17 protein-coding genes and 1 riboswitch are annotated in these 23,746 nt (G+C 71.3%); of the genes, 6 read left to right on the top strand and 11 right to left on the bottom strand.

Translation table 11 applies throughout. The annotated features are described in order from the left end of the window. Positions 1 to 14 precede the first annotated feature (14 nt). Both ABEG18_RS03655 and ABEG18_RS03650 read right to left on the bottom strand, forming a co-directional pair. Positions 15 to 1,064, bottom strand: a complete 1,050-nt coding sequence (locus ABEG18_RS03655; RefSeq protein WP_406856738.1) for a CmpA/NrtA family ABC transporter substrate-binding protein — start codon at positions 1,062 to 1,064, stop codon at positions 15 to 17. Then, complete coding sequence (locus tag ABEG18_RS03650) at positions 1,061 to 1,645, bottom strand: ANTAR domain-containing response regulator (protein ID WP_406856737.1); 585 nt, start codon at positions 1,643 to 1,645, stop codon at positions 1,061 to 1,063. Before ABEG18_RS03650 ends, ABEG18_RS03655 begins: the two co-directional genes overlap by 4 nt. A gap of 255 nt (positions 1,646 to 1,900) precedes the next feature. Between ABEG18_RS03650 and ABEG18_RS03645 the strand changes: the two genes are divergently transcribed. The 4 genes from ABEG18_RS03645 (at position 1,901) to ABEG18_RS03630 (ending at position 11,081) form a co-directional block, all read left to right on the top strand. Then, positions 1,901 to 3,292 carry an efflux transporter outer membrane subunit gene (locus ABEG18_RS03645; RefSeq protein ID WP_406856736.1) on the top strand — a complete coding sequence of 464 codons (1,392 nt, stop codon included), beginning with the start codon at positions 1,901 to 1,903 and terminating at the stop codon, positions 3,290 to 3,292. Between the two features lie 73 nt (positions 3,293 to 3,365). Continuing rightward, a complete protein-coding gene (locus ABEG18_RS03640; RefSeq protein ID WP_406856735.1) occupies positions 3,366 to 4,751 on the top strand; it encodes an efflux RND transporter periplasmic adaptor subunit in 1,386 nt (461 codons plus the stop codon). A gap of 43 nt (positions 4,752 to 4,794) precedes the next feature. Then, positions 4,795 to 7,953 (top strand): efflux RND transporter permease subunit, encoded by a 3,159-nt coding sequence (locus ABEG18_RS03635; protein ID WP_406856734.1) that lies wholly within the window; start codon positions 4,795 to 4,797, stop codon positions 7,951 to 7,953. After that, positions 7,950 to 11,081, top strand: a complete 3,132-nt coding sequence (locus tag ABEG18_RS03630; protein WP_406856733.1) for an efflux RND transporter permease subunit — start codon at positions 7,950 to 7,952, stop codon at positions 11,079 to 11,081. Before ABEG18_RS03635 ends, ABEG18_RS03630 begins: the two co-directional genes overlap by 4 nt. 63 nt (positions 11,082 to 11,144) lie before the next feature. Here the strand turns inward: ABEG18_RS03630 and ABEG18_RS03625 are convergent, their stop codons facing one another. The 6 genes from ABEG18_RS03625 to ABEG18_RS03600 form a co-directional block, all read right to left on the bottom strand. Then, the gene (locus ABEG18_RS03625; RefSeq protein WP_406858524.1) at positions 11,145 to 11,885 is read right to left on the bottom strand and encodes an ABC transporter permease; all 741 of its coding nucleotides are present in this window, start codon (positions 11,883 to 11,885) and stop codon (positions 11,145 to 11,147) included. A 2-nt stretch (positions 11,886 to 11,887) separates the two neighbouring features. Next, on the bottom strand, positions 11,888 to 12,832 hold the full coding sequence (locus ABEG18_RS03620) for an ABC transporter ATP-binding protein (RefSeq protein WP_406856732.1): 945 nt from the start codon (positions 12,830 to 12,832) through the stop codon (positions 11,888 to 11,890). Then, the gene (locus tag ABEG18_RS03615) at positions 12,829 to 14,013 is read right to left on the bottom strand and encodes an ABC transporter permease (protein WP_406858523.1); all 1,185 of its coding nucleotides are present in this window, start codon (positions 14,011 to 14,013) and stop codon (positions 12,829 to 12,831) included. The genes ABEG18_RS03620 and ABEG18_RS03615 overlap by 4 nt, the downstream gene beginning before the upstream one ends. 37 nt (positions 14,014 to 14,050) lie before the next feature. Continuing rightward, the gene (locus ABEG18_RS03610) at positions 14,051 to 14,971 is read right to left on the bottom strand and encodes an ABC transporter substrate-binding protein (RefSeq protein WP_406856731.1); all 921 of its coding nucleotides are present in this window, start codon (positions 14,969 to 14,971) and stop codon (positions 14,051 to 14,053) included. Positions 14,972 to 15,248: 277 nt separating this feature from the next. Then, positions 15,249 to 17,117 (bottom strand): phosphomethylpyrimidine synthase ThiC, encoded by a 1,869-nt coding sequence (gene thiC, locus ABEG18_RS03605; protein ID WP_406856730.1) that lies wholly within the window; start codon positions 17,115 to 17,117, stop codon positions 15,249 to 15,251. 46 nt (positions 17,118 to 17,163) lie between these two features. Beyond that, positions 17,164 to 17,269: riboswitch (TPP riboswitch) on the bottom strand. A 56-nt stretch (positions 17,270 to 17,325) separates the two neighbouring features. Further along, complete coding sequence (locus ABEG18_RS03600) at positions 17,326 to 17,769, bottom strand: Lrp/AsnC family transcriptional regulator (RefSeq protein ID WP_406856729.1); 444 nt, start codon at positions 17,767 to 17,769, stop codon at positions 17,326 to 17,328. 114 nt (positions 17,770 to 17,883) lie between these two features. On the opposite strand from ABEG18_RS03600, the gene rocF reads away from it, so the two are divergent. Further along, positions 17,884 to 18,933: an arginase gene (gene rocF, locus ABEG18_RS03595; protein ID WP_406856728.1), complete on the top strand. Its 1,050-nt coding sequence runs from the start codon at positions 17,884 to 17,886 to the stop codon at positions 18,931 to 18,933. Then, positions 18,930 to 20,153, top strand: coding sequence for an ornithine--oxo-acid transaminase (gene rocD, locus ABEG18_RS03590; protein ID WP_406856727.1), 1,224 nt, complete (start codon positions 18,930 to 18,932; stop codon positions 20,151 to 20,153). Before rocF ends, rocD begins: the two co-directional genes overlap by 4 nt. Positions 20,154 to 20,192: 39 nt before the next feature. Here rocD and ABEG18_RS03585 read toward each other — a convergent pair whose 3' ends face one another. From ABEG18_RS03585 to ABEG18_RS03575, 3 genes are read right to left on the bottom strand one after another with little or no spacing between them, the layout of a single operon-like run. Further along, positions 20,193 to 21,137, bottom strand: coding sequence for an ABC transporter permease (locus tag ABEG18_RS03585; RefSeq protein ID WP_406856726.1), 945 nt, complete (start codon positions 21,135 to 21,137; stop codon positions 20,193 to 20,195). After that, on the bottom strand, positions 21,134 to 22,192 hold the full coding sequence (locus tag ABEG18_RS03580; RefSeq protein WP_406856725.1) for an ABC transporter permease: 1,059 nt from the start codon (positions 22,190 to 22,192) through the stop codon (positions 21,134 to 21,136). Before ABEG18_RS03580 ends, ABEG18_RS03585 begins: the two co-directional genes overlap by 4 nt. Before the next feature lies 1 nt (position 22,193). Continuing rightward, positions 22,194 to 23,738: an ABC transporter ATP-binding protein gene (locus ABEG18_RS03575; RefSeq protein WP_406856724.1), complete on the bottom strand. Its 1,545-nt coding sequence runs from the start codon at positions 23,736 to 23,738 to the stop codon at positions 22,194 to 22,196. Between the last annotated feature and the right edge of the window lie 8 nt (positions 23,739 to 23,746).

Here is a 23,746-nt window from a genome sequence, read left to right as displayed (position 1 = left end):
AGGAGAGTGACGGCTCATCCCGCCGTTGCGGCTGCGAACAGGTCCGGGCGATAGGTCGCGGCCGCCATCTCCCGCGCCTCCCGCGCGTTCGCCAGCTGCCCGGCCTCCGCCATGCGGTCGACCAGCCAGGCGGCGTGAGCCGGGTCGGGCGCGAGCGTTTCGGGTCCGAGGCGGATATAGTCGGGAGCAGGACGGGGATCGGCGCCGGGCGAGGTGACCAGCGATCCGCGCAGAATGGCCAGCAGCAGCTCCTCAGAGGCGCCGAACAGGCCGGTGTCGGCCAGCATGGAGGCGGCCGGCCGCTTCGAATCCGGCTGGGTCAGCCATTGAGCGCTGCGCCGCACCGCGCGGATCAGCCTGGCGGTCGGCTCGGCGTGACGGGCCTGCCACTCGGCGCGCAGCGCCAGCACCTTCTCGGGCGCGTCGGGGACGATGTCGCAGCCCAGATGCAGCATGACGGCGTGGCCGGACGCCACCGCGATGCTGTTCCAGGGCGCTCCCACGCAGAAGCCCTCCAGCTGCCCATTTTTGAGGCTGTCCGCCATGAAGGGCGGAGGCAGCACGACGAGGTTGACGTCCTGGTCCGGGTCGACGCCGCCCGAGCGCAGCCAGAGCCGCAGCTGGTAGTGGTGCGTCGAGAACGGAAACACATGGCCGAGCGTGATCTGCGGCAGGCCGTTGCGCAGCCGCCCGCGCGCGATGCGCCCCAGCGCGGCCGCCGTGACGGCGGGGTCCGCGGGATCGCCGTCCAGCAGGTCGTCCATCTCGGCCCGCAGCGAGGTGGAGATCGTAATGGCGTTGCCGTTCAGGTTCAGCGCGACGGGGGCGACCAGCGCCGATTTCACCTGCCCCAGCCCCAGGCTCGCCGCGATGGCCGAGGGCGCCAGCATGTGGGCGGCGTCGAGGATCCCAAGATTGAGCTTGTCGCGGATATTGGCCCAGGACACCTCCGGGACGAGTTCGAGCTCCAGGCCTTCGGCGGCCGCGAAGCCGAACCGCTCGGCCGCGAGCAGCAAGGTCGCGTCCACCAGCGGGATATAGCCGATGCGCAGGCGCGCGCTCATCGCAGCAGCTCCGCCGCCGTGACCACCGACTGGGCGATCTCGGCGACCTTCTTCTTCTCGTTCATGGCGGTCCTGCGCAGCAGCGCGTAGGCCTCCTCCTCGGTGACGCCCTTGGCCTTCATCAGGATGCCCTTGGCGCGGTCGATCACCTTGCGGTCGGCCAGCTGCGACTTCGCCTGCTCCAGCTCGTCCTTGAGGCGCGCGAAGGCGTTGAAGCGGCTGATGCACATGTCGAGGATCGGCTTCACCCGGTCCTTGCGCAGCCCGTCCACCACATAGGCGGAGACGCCGGCGTCGATAGCGGCGTTGATCATGGAGGTGTCGGACTGGTCGACGAACATGGCGACCGGCCGCGGCACGGCGCGGCTCACCTGGAACATCTGCTCCAGCACGTCGCGGCTGGGGCTCTCCAGGTCGATGACGATGATGTCGGGCTCGGCCGCCACGATCCGGTCCATGATCCGGTCCGTGCCCTCCAGATGGATCACATCCGAAAAGCCCGCCTCGTGGAGGCCCTCCGCCAGGATGGCGCGCCGGACGGGGCTCTGGTCGATGATGACGATCCGGGTGGGCTTGGGCATGGATGAACGGCGTTCCGCAACTCTGGGGCGGTTCACGCAAGGTTGGCGCCAGCTCCGGCGGCCGCGTCCCGCGGCGGCTGCGCGCATGACTGGCCGAGTCCCTTCTTTCGCCGCTATCCCATAGTCTTGCAGGCGCGACTCTGATCGAGTCGGAGCGGACCCCGGCGGTCCGCCTTCTTCGCATCGCGGCTAGGATCCGGCTTGACGCCTCCGCCTTCCCCCAGACGCCCCGTTGGGCGCAGGCTCGCGGCCCTCATGGGCGCGACCGCGCTCGCGCTCGCCGGCTGCCTGCCCATCGAGAAACCGGACGCCTCGATCGCGCCGCCGTCGAACTTCAAGGCCGCGAAGGGCTCGCCCGGCGGAGCGCCGGCGAACGTCGCGTGGTGGCGCGCGTTCCGCTCGCCGGAGCTGACGCGCATCATGGAGGCGGTTGAAACCGACAATTTCGACATCGGCGCCGCGGCCTACCGCATCGTGCAGGCGGACGCGCAGGCGCGCATCGCCGGAGCGGCGCTGCTGCCGACGCTCGACGGCGCGGCCAATGCGAGCCGGATCCGCTCGGCGGGGCTGGGCGGCAGCCGCGGAACGGAGCGCAACCTGTTCTTGACGAGCCTCAGCGCCAGCTACGAGATCGACTTCTGGGGCAAGAACCGGGCGGCGCTGACCGCGGCCCAGGACGCCGCGCAGGCCTCGCGCTTCGATCGCGACACGGTGGCGCTGTCCACCCTGGCGACGACGGCCACCACCTATTTCAACCTTCTCGGCGCGCAGGACCGGCTGCGCATCGCGCGCGACAACCTGGCCAGCGCCAGCCGGGTGCTGGCGCTCATCCGCGAGCGGGTCGCGGTCGGCACCGCGACCTCGTTGGACGAGGCCCAGCAGGCGACCGTGGTGGCGCAGCTGCGCGCCGCGATTCCGCCGCTGGAGCAGCAGATCGAGCAGGACGGGTCGACGCTGGCGGTGTTGCTGGGGCGCGCGCCCGAGCGCGTCGCCATCAAGGGGGGCGGCGTCTCGCGCGTCGCGTTCCCGCGCATCGATCCCGGGCTGCCCTCCGAGCTGCTGGCGCGCCGCCCGGACGTGCGGTCGGCCGAGGAGCAGCTCGCCGCCGCCAGCGCCGACGTCACCGTCGCGCGGGCGCAGTTCTACCCGTCGATCCAGCTCACCGGACAGGGCGGCTTCGAGAGCCTGGCGCTGAAGAGCCTGTTCGGCCCCGGCGCGGGGTTCTACACGCTCGCGGCCGGCCTCGCCCAGCCGATCTTCAGCGGCGGCCGCCTGGAGGGCCAGCTGCAGCAGGCGCAGGGTCGCCAAGGCGAACTCCTGGAGCTTTATCGCAAGTCCATCGTGTCGGCCTTCGCGGATGTGGAGCGCGCGCTGGTGGCCGTGCGCCAGCTCGCCCGGCAGGAGCAGCTCGAGGCGCAGGCCGTCGAGAGCTCGCGCAAGGCCTACCAGATCTCCGAGCAGCGCCTGCGGGAAGGCACGGTCGACATCGTCACCGTGCTGAACACGCAGTCGAGCCTGTTCCAGAGCCTGGACGCGCTGGCGCAGGTGAGGATCGCACGGCTGCAGGCGATCGTGGCCCTCTACCAGGCGCTGGGCGGGGGCTGGGATCTTGCGCCACGGCGAAGCCGCAGCGTCGACACCATGTGATGGGATAAGACTGTCCGATTGAGATAGGACTGGTCGGGGGAACCGCGCGCGCGCCGCCCCGGAGGGACCGTGAATGAGCAGGGTGTGGCGGGTCGTCGTCCCGCTGACGATGCTGACCGTCATCGGGGCGCTGATCGGCCCGATGGCGGTCGACCGCTTCTGGCCGGGCCAGCAGGAGGGCGTCGCCGAGCGCGGCGGGCCGGGCGGCGCCCGCCGGCGCCGCGGCGGGCCGGAGGGCGGCGCGGGCCAGCCGCCGGCGGCCGTCATCGCCACGCCGGCGCGGCTCGCCGACGTGCCGGTCTATATCGACAGCGTCGGGACGGCGCGGCCGCTCAACACCGTCACGCTGCGCCCGCAAGTGGACGGCCAGCTGATCCGGATCCAGTTCCAGGAAGGGCAGCCGGTCAGGAAGGGCGACGTCCTCGCCCTCATCGATCCGACGCCCTACCAGGCCCAGCTCGACCAGGCGACGGCCAAGAAGGCCCAGGACGCCGCCCTGCTCGATAACGCCAGGCGGGACCTGGAGCGCTATATTCGCCTGTCGGAGACGAACGCCGTCACCAAGCAGCAGGCCGACACGCAGCGTTCGACCGTGGCGCAGCTGGAGGCGCAGCTGAAATCGGACCAGGCCGCCATCGACAGCGCCCGCGCCACGCTCGCCTACACGACGATCGTCTCCCCGATCGACGGGCGAACCGGCATCCGCAACATCGACGAGGGCAACATCGTCAAGCAGTCCGACGCGCTGGGCATCGTGACGATCTCGCAGATCCAGCCCATCTCGGTGCTGTTCAACGTGCCCCAGCAGCAGTTGCCGCGCATCATCAAGGCCAGCGCCGCGGGGCCGGTCCGGGTCGACGCCATGGACCCGAGCGGCAAGGGCGCGGTGGACACCGGCGCCCTCCAGGTGGTCGACAACCAGGTGGACGTGGCCACCGGCACGGTGCGGCTGAAGGCCGAGTTCCCGAACGCTTCGCTCGGCCTGTGGCCCGGAGCCTTCGTCAATGTGCGGCTGCTGGTCGAGACGTTGCGGCAGGCCGTCGTCACCCCGACGGCCGCGGTCCAGCGCGGCCCGAAGGGCGCGTTCGTCTATGTGGTCACGGCGCAGGACACCGCGGCGGTGCGGGAGGTCTCGGTCGGCCAGCAGGACGACGTCCAGTCGGTCATCGCCTCCGGCCTCCAGGCCGGCGAACGGGTGGTGACGACGGGCTTCGCCCGACTGGCGGACGGCGCGCGGGTGAGCGTGACGGCGCCGGAGGGAACGTCGCCCGCGCCCTCGGCCGAGATCCACCAGGACGTGCGCGACCGCGTCCCGAGGCCCGGCCAGGAGGGCGGCGAGGGCCGGCGCAGGCGCGACGGCGTCCCGGCGGCGGGCGCCGGCGCTCCCGGCGAGCCCGGAGCGCGCCCGCGGCGCGAGGCGGCGGGCCAGCCGCCCGCCGGCAGGGCGGCGACGCCATGAGCGACGCCGAACGCGCACTCCGCCCCGACGCGGCGTCCGTCCGATGAGCATCTCCACGCCCTTCATCCGCCGGCCGATCGCCACCTCGCTGCTGGGGCTGGCGGTGTTGCTCGGCGGCGTGCTGGGCTACTGGAACCTGCCGGTGTCGTCGCTGCCGCAGGTGGATTTCCCCACCATCCAGGTCACCACGCAGGCGCCGGGCGCCAATCCCGAGACCGTGGCGGCGCTGGTCACGGCGCCGCTGGAGCGCCAGATGGGCCAGATCCCGTCGCTGACGACGATGACGTCGTCTTCGGCCTTCGGCATCAGCCAGGTGACCCTGCAGTTCGGCCTCGACCGCGACATCGACGCCGCCGCCCAGGACGTGCAGGCGGCCATCAACGCCGCGGCCTCGACCCTGCCCAAGACGCTGCCCTACCCGCCGACCTACTCCAAGGTGAACCCGGCGGACGCGCCCATCCTGACGCTGGCGCTGCGGTCCCCGACCTATGAGGTGCGCCAGCTCAGCGACATGGCGGACACGCTGCTGGCGCAGCGTCTGAGCGAGGTCTCGGGCGTCGGGCATGTCTCGGTGCAGGGCGGCGTGCGGCCCGCCATCCGCATCCAGGCCGACCTGCAGCGGCTGGCCTCCTACGCGATCGGGATGGACGACCTGCGCACCGCCATCGTCAACGCCAACGTGGCCGGCCCGAAGGGGTCGCTGGACGGCGCGCACCAGTCCTACACCCTCGCGGCGAACGACCAGATCACCAGCGCGGACGCCTACAAGAGCGTCGTCGTGGCCTACCGCAACAACGCGCCCGTCCTGCTCAGCGACGTGGCCGACGTGGTGGACGGGCTGGAGAACGCCAAGGTGGCGGGCTGGTACGAGGGCCAGCCGGCGCTGATCATCGACATCCAGCGCCAGCCCGGCGCCAATGTGGTGGAGACCGTCCGGCGGCTGCAGCGCGAGCTGCCGCGGCTGCAGCGGACCTTGCCGGCGGACGTCACGCTCACGGTGGCGCACGACCGCACGGGCACGATCCGGGCGTCGATCGCGGACGTGCAGTTCACCCTGGCGCTGAGCGTCGGGCTCGTGGTGCTGGTGGTGCTCCTGTTCCTGCGCACCGTGCGGGCCACCCTGATCGCGGGCGTCGCGTTGCCGCTGTCGCTGATCGCGACCTTCGGGGTGATGTGGTTCGCGGGCTTCAGCCTGGACAACCTCTCCCTCATGGCGCTGACCATCGGCACGGGCTTCGTGGTCGACGACGCGATCGTGATGATCGAGAACATCGTGCGCCACATCGAGAGAGGCGAGAAGCCGCTGCAGGCGGCGCTGGACGGCGCGCGGGAGATCGGCTTCACGGTCGTGTCGCTGACGCTGTCGCTGGTCGCGGTGTTCATTCCGCTGCTGTTCATGACCGGGCTCGTGGGACGCATGTTCCGGGAGTTCGCGCTGACGCTCACCATCGCGGTGGTGGCCTCCGCGATCGTCTCGCTGACGCTCACGCCCATGATGTGCGCCCTGATCCTGAAGGGCCGGACAGCGCCGGACGAGGCGCCCGCAGGCCGGGGCCGCGGGCGGCCCTTCGCGGTCTTCGGCCGCCTCTTCGACGCGATCGCGGACGCCTATGCGGCGAGCCTGGGCTGGGCCGTGCAGCACGGGGCCGTGATGCTGGCGATCACCTTCGGCACGCTGGCGGCGACGGTCTGGCTCTATGCGGCGATGCCGAAGGGGTTCCTGCCGCCGCAGGACACCGGGCTCCTGACCGCCGTCACGCAAGGCGAGCCGACGGCGTCCTTCGCAGCGATCTCGCGCGCCCAGGTCGCGATGGCTGACGCCATCCGGCGCGATCCGGACGTCACCGGCGTGGCGGCCATCGCGGGGGTCGGCCCGACGAACCTGACGCCCAACACGGGCCGCCTCACCATCACGCTGAAGCCGCGCACGCAGCGCGCGTCCTCCGCCGAGGAGGTGATCGCGCGCCTGCGCGAGCGCACCGCGGGCGTCCCCGGCGTGCGCGCCACCTTCCAGATGGTGCAGGACATCCAGATCACGACACGCTCCAGCCGCGCCGCCTACCAGTACACGCTGACCGGGGCGGACGGCGCGGAGGTGACGGGCTGGGCCGCCCGGCTGGCGAGGCGGATCGCCGCCGAGCCCGGCCTGCGTGACGTCGGCACGGAGGGGGGCGACGGCGGCGGGCAGATCTTCGTCGACGTCGACCGCGACATGGCGGCGCGCCTCGGCGTCTCCATGCAGACGATCAACGACACGCTGAACAGCGCCTTCGGGCAGCGGCAGATCTCCACCATCTACGCCCAGGCGAACCAGTATCGCGTCATCCTGGAGGCCCAGCCCCGCTACCAGCAGGACAGCGCCTCGCTGGGGCGGCTCTATCTCTCGTCCAGCGCGGGCGCGCAGGTGCCGCTCACGGCCGTGGCGACGATCCGGCATCGGACGGCGCCGCTGGTGATCCAGCATGACGAGCAGTTCCCGGCCGAGACCATCAGCTTCGATCTCGCCCCCGGGGCGTCGCTCGGCGACGCCGTCGCGGCGATCTCGCGCGCGGAGGCGGAGATCGGCATGCCGGACACGGTGACCGGCCGCTATTCGGGCGAGGCGGCGGAGTTCGCCCGCTCGCTGGCCGGGCAGCCCTGGCTGATCCTGGCCGCCGTGGTGACGATCTACATCGTGCTGGGCGTGCTCTACGAGAGCGCCATCCACCCGCTCACCATCCTGTCCACGCTGCCCTCGGCCGGCGTCGGCGCGCTGCTGGCGCTGATCCTCACGGGGCGGGACCTGTCGCTCGTGGCGCTGATCGGGATCGTGCTCTTGATGGGCATCGTCAAGAAGAACGCCATCATGATGATCGACTTCGCGCTCGACGCGGAGCGCACCGAAGGCTTGTCGCCCCGCGACGCCATCGTGAAGGCCTGCCGGCTGCGCTTCCGGCCGATCATGATGACGACCCTGGCGGCGCTGCTGGGCGCCCTGCCGCTGGCGCTCGAGGACGGCGTCGGCTCGGAGCTGCGCAACCCGCTCGGCATCAGCATCGTGGGCGGGCTCCTGCTGAGCCAGCTCATCACGCTCTACACCACGCCGGTGATCTACCTGGCGCTGGAGAACCTGCGCCTGCGGCTCGGCGGGGCGCCGCTGGCGAGCCTTCGAGAGGACGCCGCGCCCGCCCCGTCCCCGGCCCTTTCGGGCGAACGCCCATGAGCGGCTTCAGCATCTCGGGCCCGTTCATCCGCCGTCCCGTCGGGACGACCCTGATGGCGCTCGGGCTGCTGCTGGCCGGCGTCGTGGCCTACAGGTTCCTGCCGGTGGCGAGCCTGCCGACGGTGGACCTGCCGACCATCCGGGTCTCGACCAGCCGGCCCGGCGCGGATCCGGCCACCATGGCGGCGACTGTGGCGGCGCCGCTCGAACGGCGCCTGGGCGAGATCGCGGGCGTCACCGAGATCACGTCGCGCAGCTCGCTCGGCACCAGCACCATCTCGGTGCAGTTCGACGCCGGCCGCAGCATTGACGGGGCGGCCCGCGACGTGCAGGCCGCGCTCAACGCCGCCGCGACCGACCTTCCCGGCGACCTGCCGACGCTTCCAACGTTCCGCAAGGCCAACCCCGCGGCGGCGCCGATCCTGATCCTGGCGCTCACCTCCGACACGGTGGCGCCGAGCGCCATCTACGACGCGGCCGACAGCGTCATCGCCCAGCGAATCGCGCAGGTGCAGGGGGTGGCGGACGTCTCGGTGGCGGGGGCCGAGCAGCCCGCGATCCGGGTGCGGATCGATCCCACGCGCCTCTCGGCCATGGGCGTCTCCATGGAGACGGTGCGCAGCGCCATCGCCGCCGCCAACGCGCTCGCGCCGATCGGCTCGATCGACGGCGAGGACCGGATGCTGTCCATCGCCACCAACGCGCAGATGCGGACCGCCGCCGAGGTCGGCCGCCTGCTGGTGAAGACCAGCAACGGGGTCGGCGTCCGGCTGGCCGACATCGCGGCGGTGGAGCCCGGCGTGCGCAACCGGCGCTCGGCCGCGTCGTTCAACGGCCAGCCGGCCGTGCTGATCACCATCACCAAGCAGGGCGACGCCAACGTCATCGCCACGGTGGACCAGATCAAGGCGCTGCTGCCGCAGCTCGGCCGGTGGATCCCGGCGGGCGTCAGGGTCGACATCCTGACCGACCGCACCGTCACCATCCGGGCCAGCGTGGCGGACATGCAATGGACGCTGGCCGCCACGGTCGGGCTGGTGATGCTGGTGGTCTTCGCGTTCCTGCGGCGGCTGACCCCGACGCTGGCGGCGGGCGTGACGGTGCCGCTGTCGCTGGCCGGGGCCTGCGCGGCCATGTGGGCGGCGGGCTTCTCCCTCGACAACATCTCGCTCATGGCGCTGGCCGTGTCGGTCGGCTTCGTCGTCGACGACGCCATCGTGATGATCGAGAACATCGACCGGAACCGCGCGGCGGGAATGAGCGCCATGCGGGCCGCCCTCGAGGGCGCGCGGCAGATCGGGTTCACCGTGATGGCGATCAGCGTGTCGCTGCTGGCCGCCTTCCTGCCGCTCTTCATGATGGGCGGGGTGCTGGGCAAGCTCTTTCGGGAATTCTCGCTGACGCTGGCCTTCACCATCGTGATCTCCACGATGGTGTCGCTGACCGTCACGCCGATGATCTGCGCCCGCACCCGCTCGGCGCCCACGGGCGCCCAGACGGGCCTCCTCGACCGGATGGTCGAGCGCGTCCTGGCCGCGATGGTGCGGGTCTACGCCGTGACGCTGGCGATCGTCCTGCGCCAGAGGCTGCTCGCCGTCCTGGTGCTTCTGGCCACCATCGCGGCGTCGGTCAACCTCTTCATCAAGACGCCGAGAGGCTTCTTCCCGCAGGACGATACGGGCCTTCTCTTCGGTTTCACCGAAGCTTCCACGGACATCTCCTTCCCGGCCATGCAGGACCTGCAGGAGCGGGCGGCGGCGATCGTGCAGGCCGACCCGGCCGTGGCCGGCGTCGGCTCGTCGGTGGGCGCGAGCGGCTGGTCCGGCTCGGTCAACCAGGGCCAGCTCTATGTCAGCCTGAAGCCCATCGACCAGCGCGGCGGGCTGGCCACCGCCCTCGTGATCGACCGCATCCGCAAGGCGCTCGCCGGGGTCGCGGGCATCCGGGTCTACCTGTTCGGCACGCAGGACGTGCGGGTCGGCGGACGCCAGGGCGCCTCGCCGAACCAGTTCACGCTGTGGGATCCGGACTATGACGAGCTCGTGGCCTGGGCGCCGAAGGTGCTGGAGGAGCTGAAGAAGGTCGAGGGCCTCGTCGACGTCACGTCGGACCGGCAGCCCAACGGCCTGCAGGCGACGGTCGCGATCGACCGGCCGACGGCGTCGCGCCTCGGGGTCAAGATCCAGGACATCGACAACGCGCTGAACAACGCCTTCGCGCAACGCCAGATCTCAACCATCTACACGCAGCGCAACCAGTACCGGATCGTCATGGAAGTGGACCAACGGTTTCAGCGCGACCCGGGGGACCTGTCGTCGATCTATGTGACCGGCGCGGGCGGCGCGCAGCTGCCGCTCTCGGCCGTGGCCTCGGTGGAGCGCACGCTGGCGCCGCTGGTGGTGAACCACCAGGGCCAGTTCCCGGCGGCGACGATCAGCTTCGACATGGCGCCGGGCGTGCTGGCCGCCGACGCGCAGAAGCGCATCCTGGAGGCCGTCGCCGCGATGCACCTGCCGGATGCGCTGCATGCGGAGTTCGCCGGCGACGCCAAGGCCTTCTCCGACAGCGCCGCCTCGCAGCCGCTGCTGCTCCTGTCGGCGCTGGTCGCCGTCTATCTGGTGCTGGGGATCCTGTACGAGGACCTGGCGCATCCGCTGACCATCCTGTCGACCCTGCCGTCGGCGGCGCTGGGCGCGCTGCTGGCGCTCAAGCTGACCGGCATGGAGCTCTCGGTGATCGCCTTCATCGGCGTCATCCTGCTCATCGGGATCGTCAAGAAGAACGGCATCATGCTGGTCGACTTCGCCCTGGAGGCGGAGCGCTCGCGCGGGCTGTCGCCGAGGGACGCCATCCACGAGGCCTGCCTGGAGCGGTTCCGGCCCATCCTGATGACGACGCTGGCGGCGCTGCTCGGCGCCCTGCCGCTGATCGTCGCGACCGGGCCGGGCTCCGAACTGCGCCGGCCGCTCGGCGTCACCATCGCGGGCGGGCTGATCGTGTCGCAGCTCCTCACCCTCTACACGACGCCGGTGATCTACCTGCTGATGGACAAGCTCCACCGCCGCCGTCGGCGGCCCGCGCCGATCGCGCCCGCCGTGCCGCCGCGGCCGGAAGGCGCGCCGGTCTAGGTTTTTTGGGAGGGGTCGCATGCTTCATGCGAAAAGCCGGATTCCACCGTTTCGCAGCGCGCTCTAGCGGGCCGGGAGCCCGATCCTGCGCAGGAGGGCGCGTTCGCCCGCCGACAGCGCGTCATAGACCAGCACGGCCATGAGGCCGACGACGAGGCCGCCCTGGACCACGAAGGCAGTGTTGTCGGAGAGCAGGCCGGCGATTATGACTTCGCCCAGCCCCTTGGCGGCCACCGTCGACCCGATCGTGGCCGTCCCGATCGCGATGACGGTGGAGAGGCGCACGCCCTCGAAGATCTGCGGCGCGGCGAGCGGCAGCTCGACCTGCCAGAGGCGCTGGAGCGGGCTCATGCCGGCGCCCCGCGCGGCGTCGATCACCGCAGCGGGCGTCTGCTGAAGCCCGCCGATGGTGTTCTCGAAAATGGGCAGCAGCCCGTAGACGAAGAGCGCGATGAGGGTCGGCGCCTCTCCGAAGCCGACGAGCGGCACCGCGACGGCCAGCACGGCGACGGGCGGGAAGGTCTGGCCGATATTCACGATCGCCCGCGACAGGGGCATGAACTCCGCCCCGATCCGGCGCGTGACGAGCACGCCGAGGCTCACGGCCACCACGGCGCTCGCGGCCGTCGCCAGCGCGACCAGCCGCAGATGGGCGAGCGCCAGCGCCAGCAGGCTGGCCTGGTTGTAGATCGCCGGCGCGCCGTCATGCGTGAGCGGCGCGAAGACCGGCGCGAAGCTCTGGGGCGAGAGCAGGAAGGCGGCCAGCAGGGCGGCCGCGAGGAGCCTCGGCCACAAGGCCCGCAGCGTCACCGCGCCCTCCCCCGCTCCAGCACGCCGCGCAGGGTCAACACCCCGAGCGGCCGGTCGTCCGGCCCCGTCACGGCGATCCGGTCGACGCCGCGCCAGACGAGTTCGGCCAGCGCGTCCTTGAGGCTGGCCTCGGCGTCGACGGCGCCCGGCGTCCCGGCCGGCGGGGGGCCGGGCTCCACGGCGTCGCCGGCCCGCAACAGCGACAGCAGCCGGAAGGCGCGCTCGGAGGACCCGGTGAGCCGGGCGACGTAGTCGTCCGCCGGGCGAACCAGCAGCTCGGCCGGCGCGCCATATTGCAAGAGGCGGCCGCCGCTCATCACGGCGATGCGGTCTCCCAGATGGAAAGCCTCGTCCATGTCGTGGGTGACGAGCAGGATGGTGGTGCCGAAGCGGCGCTGGATGGCGAGGAGGTCGTCCTGCGCCTTCATGCGAATGATGGGGTCCAGCGCCCCGAAGGGCTCGTCCATGAGAAGGATGTTGGGCTCGGTCGCCAGGGCGCGGGCGACGCCCACCCGCTGCTGCTCGCCGCCGGAGAGCTCATGCGGATATTTGCCGGCGAACAGCGCTGGATCGAGCCCGAAGGCCTCCAGCAACTCCGCGACCCGCGCCGCGATGCGGGCGCGCGGCCAGCCCAGCAGGCGCGGCACGGTGGCGATGTTCTGCGCCACCGTGCGATGGGGAAACAGGCCGTGGCCCTGGATGGCGTAGCCGATGCCGCGCCTCAGCTCGTGGCCGGGCTTGGCCGCGACGTCGACGCCGTCGATGGTGACCGTTCCGGAGCTGGGCTCCACCAGCCGGTTGATCATGCGCAGCAGCGTCGACTTGCCCGAGCCGGACTGCCCGACCACGACCGCGATGGTCCCGGGCTCGATGATCATGGACACGCGGTCGACGACCGTCGTGTCGCCGTAGCGCTTGGTGAGGGCGTCGAGGACGATCATGCGGGCGCCTTTCGCAGCGCATCCACGGCCGCGTCCAGCAGCACCGCGGCCGAGAAGGCGAGCGCGACCGTGGGGACGGCCCCGAGCAGGACGAGGTCGATCGCGGTCTGGCCGACGCCCTGGAACACGAAAGTCCCCAGTCCGCCGCCGCCGATCAGCGCCGCCACGGTGGCGAGGCCGATGTTCTGGACCAGCACGATGCGCACGCCGGTGAGGATGACCGGCAGCGCGAGCGGGATCTCCACGCCGCGCAGCACCTGCCAGCGGGTCATGCCCATGCCGTAGGCCGCGTCCACGGCGGCGGGGGAGACCTGCCGCAGGCCGAGCGCCGTGTTCGCCGTCAGCGGCAGCAGGGCGTAGAGGAACAGCGCCACGAGCGCGGGGGCCGCGCCGATGCCCCGCACGCCGAGATCGCCCGCCAGGGGGAAGGCCCGCCCCAGATAGCCCAGAGGGGCCATCAGGATGCCGAAGAGCGCGATGCTGGGGATCGTCTGGACGATGTTGAGCGCCGGCAGCGCCGCGGCGCGCAGCCGCGGGGACCGGTGGCACGCGGCGCCCAGCGGAGCGCCCGCCAGGATGGCGGCGGCCACCGAGCCGCCGGCGAGCAGCACGTGCTGGCGCGCCTCGCGGGCGAACACCTCCGCGCGCGAGGCGTATTCGCGCAGCACCGACAGGGAATCGAACAGGCCGGACTTGAGCATCAGGGCCGCGACGGCGCCCGCCGCCGCCAAGGCCAGCACGCGGGCGAGCGGGCCGGGCCTCAGCCGGGCGAGCGCGTCGGTGGCCATCAGGCCGACGGCGAGCAGGAGCAGCCAGGCGCCGCCGCCCGGCGCGATGCGGGCGAAGCGGTCGCCCGGCGGGGAGAGATGGGCGGCGCCGAGAGCGACGGCGCCCAGAAGCGCGACCACTCCGGCCAGGGAGGCGGCGAGCCGGGCCTTGGGGCTCCCCACCAGCACGGCGACGACCGCGACGCCGCCGACCGCCGACCAGAACGCCGCGGCGCCGGCGGGCGGCAGGGCCTCCCACACGCCTTTCGGAGCGCCCGAGGCGATCCGGTTGGCCTTGAAGACGAGGAAGGGCAGCAAGGCCGTCCCGGCGCCGCCGATGGCGCACAGGAGCACGCCGAGGCGATCGATGCGGCGGGTCCGTTCGCCGCCGCGCGCCGCCGAAGGCGCTGGCAGCGCGGCGGCGGTTCCGGACGGCCCGGCCACGGCGCGCTTACTTCTTCAGCAGGCCCTTGGATTTCAGGTAGTCCTCGGCCACCGCCTTGGCGGGCTCGCCGCCCACCTGGATGCGCGCGTTCAGCTCCTGCAGGGTCTCGCGCGTGAAGCTCTCGAAGACGGGCTTCAGCATGTCGGCGATCTTCGGATGCTCCTTCAGCACCGACTCGCGGATGATGGGGGCCGGCGCATAGACCGGCTGGTCGTTCTTGTCGTCCTCCATCACGGCGAGGCCGGAGGCCGCGATGCCGCCGTCCGTGCCGTACACCATGGCGGCGTTGGTCCCGTTCGACTGGTCCGCCGCGGCCTTGATGGTGGCCGCGGTGTCGCCGCCCGAGAGCACCAGGAGCTGGTCGGGCTTCAGGGCGAAGCCGTAGGTTTTCTGGAAGGACGGCAGGGCGGCCGCCGAGTTCACGAACTCGGCCGAGCCCGCGAGCTTCACCTTTCCGCCGCCTGACACCCACTTGCCAAAATCGCTCATGGTGGCGAGCTTGGCGCCGCTCGCCACGTCCTTGCGGACGGCGATCGCCCAGGTATTGTTGGCGGGCGCGGGCGTCAGCCAGACGATCTTGTTGGCGTCGTAGTCGAGCTTCCTGGCCATTTCGTAGCCCTTGGCGAGATCCTTCCAGGCCGGGTCTTCCGCCTTGTTGAAGAAGAAGGCCGCGTTGCCTGTGTATTCCGGGTAGATGTCGATCTCGCCGGACGTGATCGCCTTGCGGACCACGGGCGTGCCGCCAAGCGTGAGGCGGTCTTGCGTCTTGACGCCGTTGGCCTCCAGGACGAGGCGGATGACGTTGCCCAGCAACGTCGCTTCCGTGTCGAGCTTGGAGGAGACGACGACGTCGGCGGCGCGGCTCGCGCCTGCTGCGCCCGCCGTCAGCGCCAACGCCAGCCCGAGCGTCTTCACGATACGAAACATGGAGCCCTCACGATTGCCAATGCTGGCCCCCGCCAGCCGCCAGAGTGGCCGCCGGCGTTCTCCGCCGTCAAGCGGAACGCGCATCGGGGCCCGGTGCGGCGTCCTGTGAACTCGCTCACACGCCGAATGGCTCCACCGTGGTCTGATGATGCGGCCGAGAGGCTCTCCTTCTCGACTTCCCTCCGAGACCGTCCCCTGGCCGCGTTGCGTCAGGCCAGGGGAAATCCCCTTCCGCCGGCGTCCCGCGCCGGCGGTTTTTTGCGTCAGGGTCCGCCTTTCAGGGCGCGGGAACGTAGAGGGCGCCGCCCGCGGCCGTGAACTCCCGGGCCTTCTGGTCCAGACCCGCGGCGCGCTCCTGCTCGGCCGCCGCGTTCATCGCTGCGGCCTCGTGGCGCAGGTCCTGGCTGATCTTCATCGAGCAGAATTTCGGACCGCACATGGAGCAGAAATGCGCGACCTTGTGCGCCTCCTTGGGCAGCGTCTCGTCGTGGAAGGCGCGGGCCGTGTCGGGGTCCAGCGACAGGTTGAACTGGTCCTCCCAGCGGAACTCGAAGCGCGCCCGCGACAAAGCGTCATCCCGGACCTGCGCGGCGGGATGGCCCTTGGCGAGGTCGGCCGCATGCGCGGCGATCCGGTAGGTGATCACGCCCGTCTTGACGTCGTCGCGATTGGGCAGCCCGAGATGCTCCTTGGGGGTGACATAGCAGAGCATCGCCGTGCCGAACCAGCCGATCATGGCCGCCCCGATCCCGGAGGTGATGTGGTCGTAGCCCGGCGCGATGTCGGTCGTCAGCGGCCCGAGCGTGTAGAAGGGCGCCTCGCCGCAGGTGGCGAGCTGCTTGTCCATGTTGGCCTTGATCTTGTGCATCGGCACATGGCCGGGGCCCTCGATCATCACCTGGCAGCCCTTGTCCCACGCGACCCGCGTGAGCTCGCCCAGCGTGTCGAGTTCGGCGAACTGGGCCGCGTCGTTGGCGTCCGCGATGGACCCCGGGCGCAGGCCGTCGCCCAGCGAGAACGACACGTCGTAGCGACGCATGATGTCGCAGATCTCGCCGAAGCGCTCATATAGGAAGCTCTCGCGGTGATGCGACAGGCACCACCGGGCCATGATGGAGCCGCCGCGCGAGACGATGCCGGTCACCCGGCGGGCCGTCAGCGGCACATGGGCGAGGCGGACGCCGGCATGGATGGTGAAGTAGTCCACCCCCTGCTCGGCCTGCTCGATCAGCGTGTCCTTGAACACCTCCCAGTCGAGGCGGGAGGCGTCGCCGTCGACCTTCTCCAGCGCCTGGTAGATCGGCACCGTGCCGATCGGCACGGGGGCGTTGCGCATGATCCAGTCGCGGATGTTGTGGATGTTGCGGCCGGTCGAGAGGTCCATGACGGTGTCCGCGCCCCAGCGGATCGCCCAGACCAGCTTCTCGACCTCCTCGGCCACCGACGAGGTGACGGCGGAGTTGCCGATATTGGCGTTCACCTTCACCAGGAAGTTGCGGCCGATGATCATCGGCTCGAGCTCCCGGTGGTTGACGTTGGCCGGGATGATGGCGCGCCCGGCGGCGATCTCCTGGCGGACGAATTCCGGCGTCACATGGGCCGGGAGCGCCGCCCCGAAGCTCTCGCCGTCGGCGATGCGCGCGCCCGCCTCGGCCAGAGCCGCGTCGCGGCCGAGATTCTCGCGCGCGGCCACATAGATCATCTCCTCGGTGATCAGGCCGGCGCGGGCGAACTCGTACTGGGTGACGAGCGCGCCGGGCTCGCCGGCCAAAACGGACCGGGGCGCGGGACAGGACGGAACCAGCCTCTCGGGCGGGACCGAGCCGTTGTCCTCCGGCTTCACGGCGCGGGGCTGGGCCGGGGCGAGGCCAAGCCGCCTCTCCAGCCAGGGCTTGCGGACTTCCGGCAGGCCGGCCGCGAGGTCGATGATGGCGTCGGGATCGGTGTAGGGGCCGGAGGCGTCGTAGACGCGGACCGGCGGCTCGCCGGCGCTGGGCGCCAGCGCGATCTCGCGAAACGGGACCTGGATGCCGGGACCGCCCTGCGCAGGAGCGTAGACCTTGCGGGAGGCCGGCAGAGGACCGGTCGTGACCGATTGGGGCGCGTCGGCGCCGTTGCGCGGGGAATGCGGGGTGTGAATCGTCATGGGATCTCCTGGTGCGATGGAGACCCGGGACTCGCGTGGGGTGGCGCCGTGAAGCAGGTTCCTGTCCCTCCGCCGGTATGACCCGGATCAGGTTCAAAGGGTCCGGCTCACCGCCGTCTCAGCTCCGCCCTGGAGCTCCCCTCGGAATGCGCCGAGGATGGTCTTCAATCCGGGGTTGTGTCAACGGCTCCGGCGCCGGGCGCAGGCCTCACAGCTCGGCGAGCAGGATGCTGGTCTCCGAGTGGGACACGCCCCGGATGGCCCGGATCTGCGAGATGGCGCGGTCGAGCGCGCCGAGGTCATGGGCGTTCAGTTCGACGGCCAGGTCCCAGCGGCCATTGGTGGAGTAGACGCGGGCGGCTTCGGGGATGCGCTTCAGGGGGCCGACGACGGACTTCATGTCGACCGTTCGGACCTCCAGCATGGTGAGCGCGCGCACGCCCACCGCGTCGGCCTCGGAGCCCAGCCGCGCGGTGAAGCCCAGGAGCACCTTGTCGTCAATCAGGCGCGCGATGCGGTTGGCGACGGTGCCGCGCGAGACGTCGAGAATGCGCGCCAGCGTGGCGGCCGGCATCCGGGCGTCGCTGCGCAGCAGCTCGACCAGCCGACGGTCGGTCTCGTCCAGAGAGCCGTGCTTCTGACTGATCGCCATCCGAGCCTGCCTTATCGTCAGCGCAATGGCTGATTGTAGCACATTGCTGGCTTTCTGTTCAGCACGCGGTCCCGCATCATCGATCGGAATTGTCGAACACCCGGAGAGAGAGCCTTGGCCCATAGTCCAGCCCCGTCGCAGCAGGCGTCCCGCGCCCGGCGGCATGACGCCGCCCTGTCGGAGATCGCGCTTCTCGGGATCCCGCTCGAATATGGCGCGGGCGCCCGCGGAACCCTGATGGGACCCGCGGCGCTTCGCACCGCCGGACTGCCGGAGACGCTGGCCGGCCTGGGCTACCGGGTGAAGGACCATGGCGACATCGCGTCCCCGCAGGCGGCGCTCGCGCCGTCGCTGCAGCCGCTGGCCGAGCGCTGCCGCAACGTGGCGGAGATCGCGGCCTGGACGGCCGCCATCCACGACCGGGCCTATGGGATGATGACCTCCGGGGCGCTGCCGGTGTTCATGGGCGGCGACCACAGCCTCTCCATGGGCACGGTCAGCGCCGTCGCGCGCCGCTGCGGCGAGACCGGCAAGGACCTGGTCGTGCTCTGGCTCGACGCCCATTCCGATTTCAACACGCCCGCGACGACGCCCTCCGGCAACATGCACGGCATGTCCGTCGCGTTCCTGTGCGGCGACCGCAGCCTCGCGCCGCTGCTCGGCGGACGGCCGTTCCCGCCCGTGCCGGCCGACAAGGTGCACCTGTTCGGCATCCGCTCCATCGACGCGCAGGAGCGCGAGGCGATCGAGGACCACGGCATCGCCTGCAACGACATGCGGCTGATCGACGAGTTCGGCGTCTCGGTGCTGATGCAGCGCATGCTGGAGGGGCTCGACCCCGACCGGACGCATCTCCACGTCAGCCTGGACGTGGACTTCCTCGACCCGCAGATCGCGCCGGGCGTCGGCACCACCGTGCCGGGCGGGGCGACCTACCGCGAGGCGCATCTCGTGATGGAGATGCTGCACGACAGCGGCCTCGTGGGCTCCATCGACCTGGTCGAGCTCAACCCCTTCCTGGACGAGCGCGGCAAGAGCGCCCTGCTGATGGCCGACCTCACGGCCAGCCTGCTGGGCCGCTCGATCCTGCTCCGGCGCGACGTGGGGACGCGCCGGCCGACCCTTCAGACCCACGGGTCCAGCGCCATGGAGGTGGTGGGATGAGCATGCATGCGGCCGACCTCATCGCGGTCGAGCAGACGCTCGGCGCCCATAACTACGCCCCGCTCGACGTCGTGCTGTCGCGCGGCGAGGGCGTCCATGTCTGGGACGTGGACGGCAACCGCTACCTGGACTGCCTCTCGGCCTATTCGGCCGTTAACCAGGGCCACTGCCATCCGCGCATCCTGGAGGCCATGATCGAGCAGGCGCGCAAGCTGACATTGACGTCGCGGGCGTTCCGCAACGACCAGCTGGCGCTCTTCTACGAAGAGGTCGCGGCGCTGACGAACGCGCACAAGATCCTGCCCATGAACACCGGCGCGGAGGCCGTCGAGACCGCCGTCAAGGCGGTGCGCAAATGGGGCTACGAGGTGAAGGGCGTGCCCGCCGGGCAGGCGGAGATCATCGTCGCGTCGGACAATTTCCACGGCCGCACGCTCGGCATCGTGGGGTTCAGCACGGACCCGGAGGCGCGCGGCGGTTTCGGGCCCTTCGCTCCCGGCTTCCGGGTCACGCCATTCGGCGACGCTGCGGCGCTGGAGGCCGCCATCACGCCCAATACGGTGGCGGTGTTGATCGAGCCCATCCAGGGCGAGGCGGGGGTGATCATCCCGCCGCCGGGCTATCTGCGCCGGGTGCGCGAGCTGTGCACCGCCCACGGGGTCACGTTCATCCTGGACGAGATCCAGACCGGGCTCGGCCGAACGGGCAAGCTGCTGGCCGAGGAGCACGAGGGCGTCGAGGCCGACGTCACGCTGGTCGGCAAGGCGCTGTCGGGCGGCTTCTACCCGGTCTCCGCCGTGCTCTCCAACACGCAGGTGCTCGGCGTGCTCCAGCCGGGGCAGCACGGCAGCACCTTCGGCGGCAACCCGCTCGCCTGCGCGGTCGCCCGCATGGCGCTGAGGGTGCTGGTCGACGAGGGCATGATCGAGAACTCCGCCCGCATCGGCGCGGCCATGAAGACGGCTCTCGAGGGGCTCGGGAGCAACATCGCCAAGGAGGTGCGCGGGCGCGGGCTGATGCTGGCGGTCGAGCTGCATCCCGAGGCCGGCGGGGCGCGTCGCTTCTGCTACGCCCTGAAAAACCGCGGCTTGCTGGCCAAAGACACCCATGGCCACACCATCCGCATCTCACCCCCCCTGGTGATCACGCAGGACCAGGCCGACTGGGCCGTCGAGCAGATCGGGGCCGTGCTGCGCAGCGAGGCCGTGGCGGGGGCGTGATCGGCGCGCGCCGCTCTCCGGATCGCGCGCCGGGTCCGGTCAGCGCTCTTCCTTGCGGAACGGCTTCAGCAGCGCCGCCGGGGCCACTGCGTTGCGCGACATGATCGCCATGGCGACGATGGTCAGCACGAAGGGCAGGATCAGGAAGGCCTCATATGGAATGTGGCCGATGCCGCTCGCCTGCAGGCGCAGCTGCAGGGCGTCGATGGCGGCGAAGAGCAACGCCGCGCCGGCGCAGCGCCACGGGTCCCAGCGGCCGAAGACGACGAGCGCGATCGCCACCCAGCCACGGCCGGACACGACGCCGAACGTGAAGGCGTTGAACTGCGCCATAGACAGGAACGCGCCCGCGAGCCCCATGAAGGCGCCGCCCAGCACCACGGCCTGGAAGCGGATCGCCACGACGTCGACGCCGGCCGAGTCGGCTGCGCGCGGGTTCTCGCCCGCCATGCGCAGCGCCAGGCCCCAGGGCGTGCGATAGAGCAGCACCGCGATCACCGGCACGGCCAGCAGGCCGACATAGACCAGGGCGAACTGGTTGAAGAGCACCGGCCCAAGGATCGGAATCTCGGAGAGCGCCGGGATCGGGACAGGCTGGAAGCTGACGATGCTGGGCGACGCGCTGCGCTGGCCGTAGATCAGTCGGAACAGGAAATAGGCGAGCCCGGAGCTGAACAGTGTGAGCCCGATGCCGGCGACGTGCTGGCTCAGGCCCAGCCCCACCGTGAACACGGCGTGCAGCGCGCCCGCCAGCGCCCCCGTCGCGATGGCGGCCAGGATGCCGATCCAGAGATTCCCGGTGAGGTTGGCCGCTGTGAAGCCCGTCATCGCCGAGAGCAGCATGATGCCCTCGATCCCGAGATTGAGGACGCCGGCGCGTTCGGAGATCATCTCGCCCAGCGTGGCCAGGATCAGCGGCGTGGCGATGCGCACGATGGCGGCCAGAAAGCCGACCTGCATCAGCTGGGCGAGGACGTCGCTCATGCGGCGACGCCCCGGACCCGGCGCAGGCGGTAGCTGGTGAACAGCAGCGCGACCAGCATGGCGAGGAGCGCGATGCCCTGCAGCACGTCGGCCAGGAACACCGGCACGCCGGTGGCGCGCGACATCGCTTCGGCGCCTGTCATCACCACGGCGAAGAAGATGGCGGCGGGCACGACGCCCAGAGGGCTCAGGCGCGCCAGCATGGCGATGACGATGCCGCTGTAGCCGAAGCCCGGCGAAAGGTCGCTCATCACCTGGAAGTGGACGCCGCCGACCTCCCCGACGCCGGCGAGGCCCGCGAGGCCGCCCGACAGGGCCGCCGTCAGCAGGATGATCCGGCCGACCGGGACGCCGCCGTAGCGGGCCGCGGCGGCGTTCTCGCCGGTCACCCGGATGGCGAAGCCGAGCGTGGTGCGGGTCATCAGGAACCACACCGCCCCGGCCGCCACGACGGCGGCAAGCACGCCGAGATGCAGGCGGGTGCCGGCCAGCAGCACCGGGAAGTTGGCGTCGTCCTCGATCGGCGGCGAGATCGGGTAGCCGCTCATCGGGTCCTTCCAGGGGCCCTCGATCAGCGCCATCACGGCGTAGAACACGATGGAGTTGAGCAGCAGCGAGCTGACCACGTCGTCGACCTTGAAGTTGACGCGCAGCACGGCCGGTATCATGGCCACGCCCGCTCCCGCGGCGGCGCCCGCCAGCGCCATCGCGATCCAGGCCAGGGGCGCGGGCATCGGAAAGGCGCCGATCCAGGCGCTCGCCACCGCGCCGGCCAGCAGTTGGCCTTCCGCGCCGATGTTCCAGAACCTGGCCCGGAACGCGACCGCGACCGCAAGCCCGGTGAAGATCATCGGCGCGGCCTTGACCATGGTCTCGGTGAGGCCCGTGCGGCCGCCCAACGCGCTGGCGAAGAGCACCGCATAGGCGTCCAGCACATTCGCGCCGGACAGGCCGATCAGCAGGCTGCCGAGCAGCAGCGTCGCCGCGATCGCGACGAGCGGCAGGCCGACATTCAGCGCGTGCGGGGTGGTCTGGCGCGGTTCGAGCTTCAGCATTTCAGGCTCGCCCTTCCGCGCCGCTCATCAGGAGCCCGAGGCGGGCGACCGACGCGTCGGCGGCGTCGAGCACGCCGGCGATGCGCCCCTCATACATGACGGCGATGCGGTCGGAGAGCGTCAGCAGCTCCTCCAGGTCCTCGCTGATCACCAGCAAGCCGCAGCCGCGGCCGCGCAGCTCCAGGAACTTGTCATAGACAAAGCGCGCCGCGCCGATGTCGAGCCCGCGCGTGGGCTGCGCCACGACCACCACCTTGGGGTCGAAAGCCAGCTCGCGCGCCAGCAGCGCCTTCTGGAGGTTGCCGCCCGACAGCGCGCCCGCCCTCACCATGGGGCCCGGGCAGCGGATGTCGAAGGCGCGGATCTGATCCTCCACGAAGCGCAGGATCGCGCCGGGCTTGAGCAGGCCGTGGCGGCTGAAGGCCGGGTCCTTGATGCGCGGCAGCACCATGCTGTCGGCCAGCGGCAGGCTGGTGACGAGGCCGGTGGTCATCCGGTCCTCCGGGATGCGCCCGAGGCCGTGGGACTGCACCTCCGCGGGCGTGAAGCGCTGGATGCGCGCGCCGCACAGAGTCATCGCGCCTGCCGATGGCGCAAGCATCCCGGCGACGACGTCCGCCAGCGCCCGCTGGCCATTGCCGGACACGCCCGCCACCCCGACGATCTCGCCGGCCCGCACCGCGAGGCTGACGTCCCGTAAAGGCGCGCCCTCATGGCCCTGGGTGGAGATGCGGTCGAGCGTGAGGAGCGCCGGGCCGGGCGTCACGGGCGGGCGCACGGGCGCGACGATCTCCTGGCCGCACATCAGGCGCGCCATCTCGGACGCCGTGGTTGCGGCCGGATCGGCGATGCGGCCCACCACGCGCCCATGGCGCAGGATCACGCAGCGGTGCGTGAGCGCCCTCACCTCGTTCAGCTTGTGCGAGATGAACACGATGCCGAGCCCATCAGCGGCCATGCGGCGCAGAGCCTTGAAGAGGCCCTCAACCTCGTCGGGGGCCAGCACGGCGGTGGGCTCGTCCAGGATCAGGAGGCGGGCGCCGCGAAACAGCGCCTTCAGGATCTCCAGGCGCTGCTGCTCGCCCACCGACAGCGCCCCGACGGGCGCATCGGGCGCGATGCGCAGGCCGAAATGCCGGCCGATCTCGTCGAGGCGCGCCAGCGCGCCGGCCCGGTCGAGAGCGCCATGTCGCCCGGGCATCCCCACCAGCAGGTTTTCCAGGACGGTGAGGCGCGGCGCGAGGTGAAAGTGCTGGTGAACCATGCCCACGCCCGCCGCCAGCGCGTCGGCCGAATTGCGGATGCGCACGGGCTGGCCGCCCATCTCGATCGTTCCCGAATCGGCCGCATAGGCGCCGAACAGGATATTCATCAACGTGGTCTTGCCGGCGCCGTTTTCGCCCAGGAGGCCGACGATCTCGCCCGGCATGACGTCGAGGTCGACGTCCGCATTGGCGCGGACGCTCCCAAAACTCTTCGACACGCCCCGCATGGCCATGAGCGGGACGGCGGCGGGCGCCGGCGATGGGGGATGGGTTTCACGCATGGCGGGGT

The organism is Alsobacter sp. KACC 23698 (genome assembly GCF_045348435.1).
Taxonomy (GTDB): Bacteria; Pseudomonadota; Alphaproteobacteria; order Rhizobiales; family Beijerinckiaceae; genus Alsobacter.
The sequence above is the reverse complement of the archived record's forward strand: the minus strand, read 5'-3'. Positions and strand labels throughout refer to the sequence as shown.

Excerpts from the sequence above, each read along its gene's own strand:
- ABEG18_RS03655 (WP_406856738.1), bottom strand. The coding sequence starts at position 1,064 with ATGAGCGCGCGCCTGCGCATCGGCTATATCCCGCTGGTGGACGCGACC.
- ABEG18_RS03650 (WP_406856737.1), bottom strand. The coding sequence starts at position 1,645 with ATGCCCAAGCCCACCCGGATCGTCATCATCGACCAGAGCCCCGTCCGG.
- ABEG18_RS03645 (WP_406856736.1), top strand. The coding sequence starts at position 1,901 with ATGGGCGCGACCGCGCTCGCGCTCGCCGGCTGCCTGCCCATCGAGAAA.
- ABEG18_RS03640 (WP_406856735.1), top strand. The coding sequence starts at position 3,366 with ATGAGCAGGGTGTGGCGGGTCGTCGTCCCGCTGACGATGCTGACCGTC.
- ABEG18_RS03635 (WP_406856734.1), top strand. The coding sequence starts at position 4,795 with ATGAGCATCTCCACGCCCTTCATCCGCCGGCCGATCGCCACCTCGCTG.
- ABEG18_RS03630 (WP_406856733.1), top strand. The coding sequence starts at position 7,950 with ATGAGCGGCTTCAGCATCTCGGGCCCGTTCATCCGCCGTCCCGTCGGG.
- ABEG18_RS03620 (WP_406856732.1), bottom strand. The coding sequence starts at position 12,832 with ATGATCGTCCTCGACGCCCTCACCAAGCGCTACGGCGACACGACGGTC.
- ABEG18_RS03610 (WP_406856731.1), bottom strand. The coding sequence starts at position 14,971 with ATGTTTCGTATCGTGAAGACGCTCGGGCTGGCGTTGGCGCTGACGGCG.
- thiC (WP_406856730.1), bottom strand. The coding sequence starts at position 17,117 with ATGACGATTCACACCCCGCATTCCCCGCGCAACGGCGCCGACGCGCCC.
- ABEG18_RS03600 (WP_406856729.1), bottom strand. The coding sequence starts at position 17,769 with ATGGCGATCAGTCAGAAGCACGGCTCTCTGGACGAGACCGACCGTCGG.
- rocD (WP_406856727.1), top strand. The coding sequence starts at position 18,930 with ATGAGCATGCATGCGGCCGACCTCATCGCGGTCGAGCAGACGCTCGGC.
- ABEG18_RS03585 (WP_406856726.1), bottom strand. The coding sequence starts at position 21,137 with ATGAGCGACGTCCTCGCCCAGCTGATGCAGGTCGGCTTTCTGGCCGCC.
- ABEG18_RS03580 (WP_406856725.1), bottom strand. The coding sequence starts at position 22,192 with ATGCTGAAGCTCGAACCGCGCCAGACCACCCCGCACGCGCTGAATGTC.
- ABEG18_RS03575 (WP_406856724.1), bottom strand. The coding sequence starts at position 23,738 with ATGCGTGAAACCCATCCCCCATCGCCGGCGCCCGCCGCCGTCCCGCTC.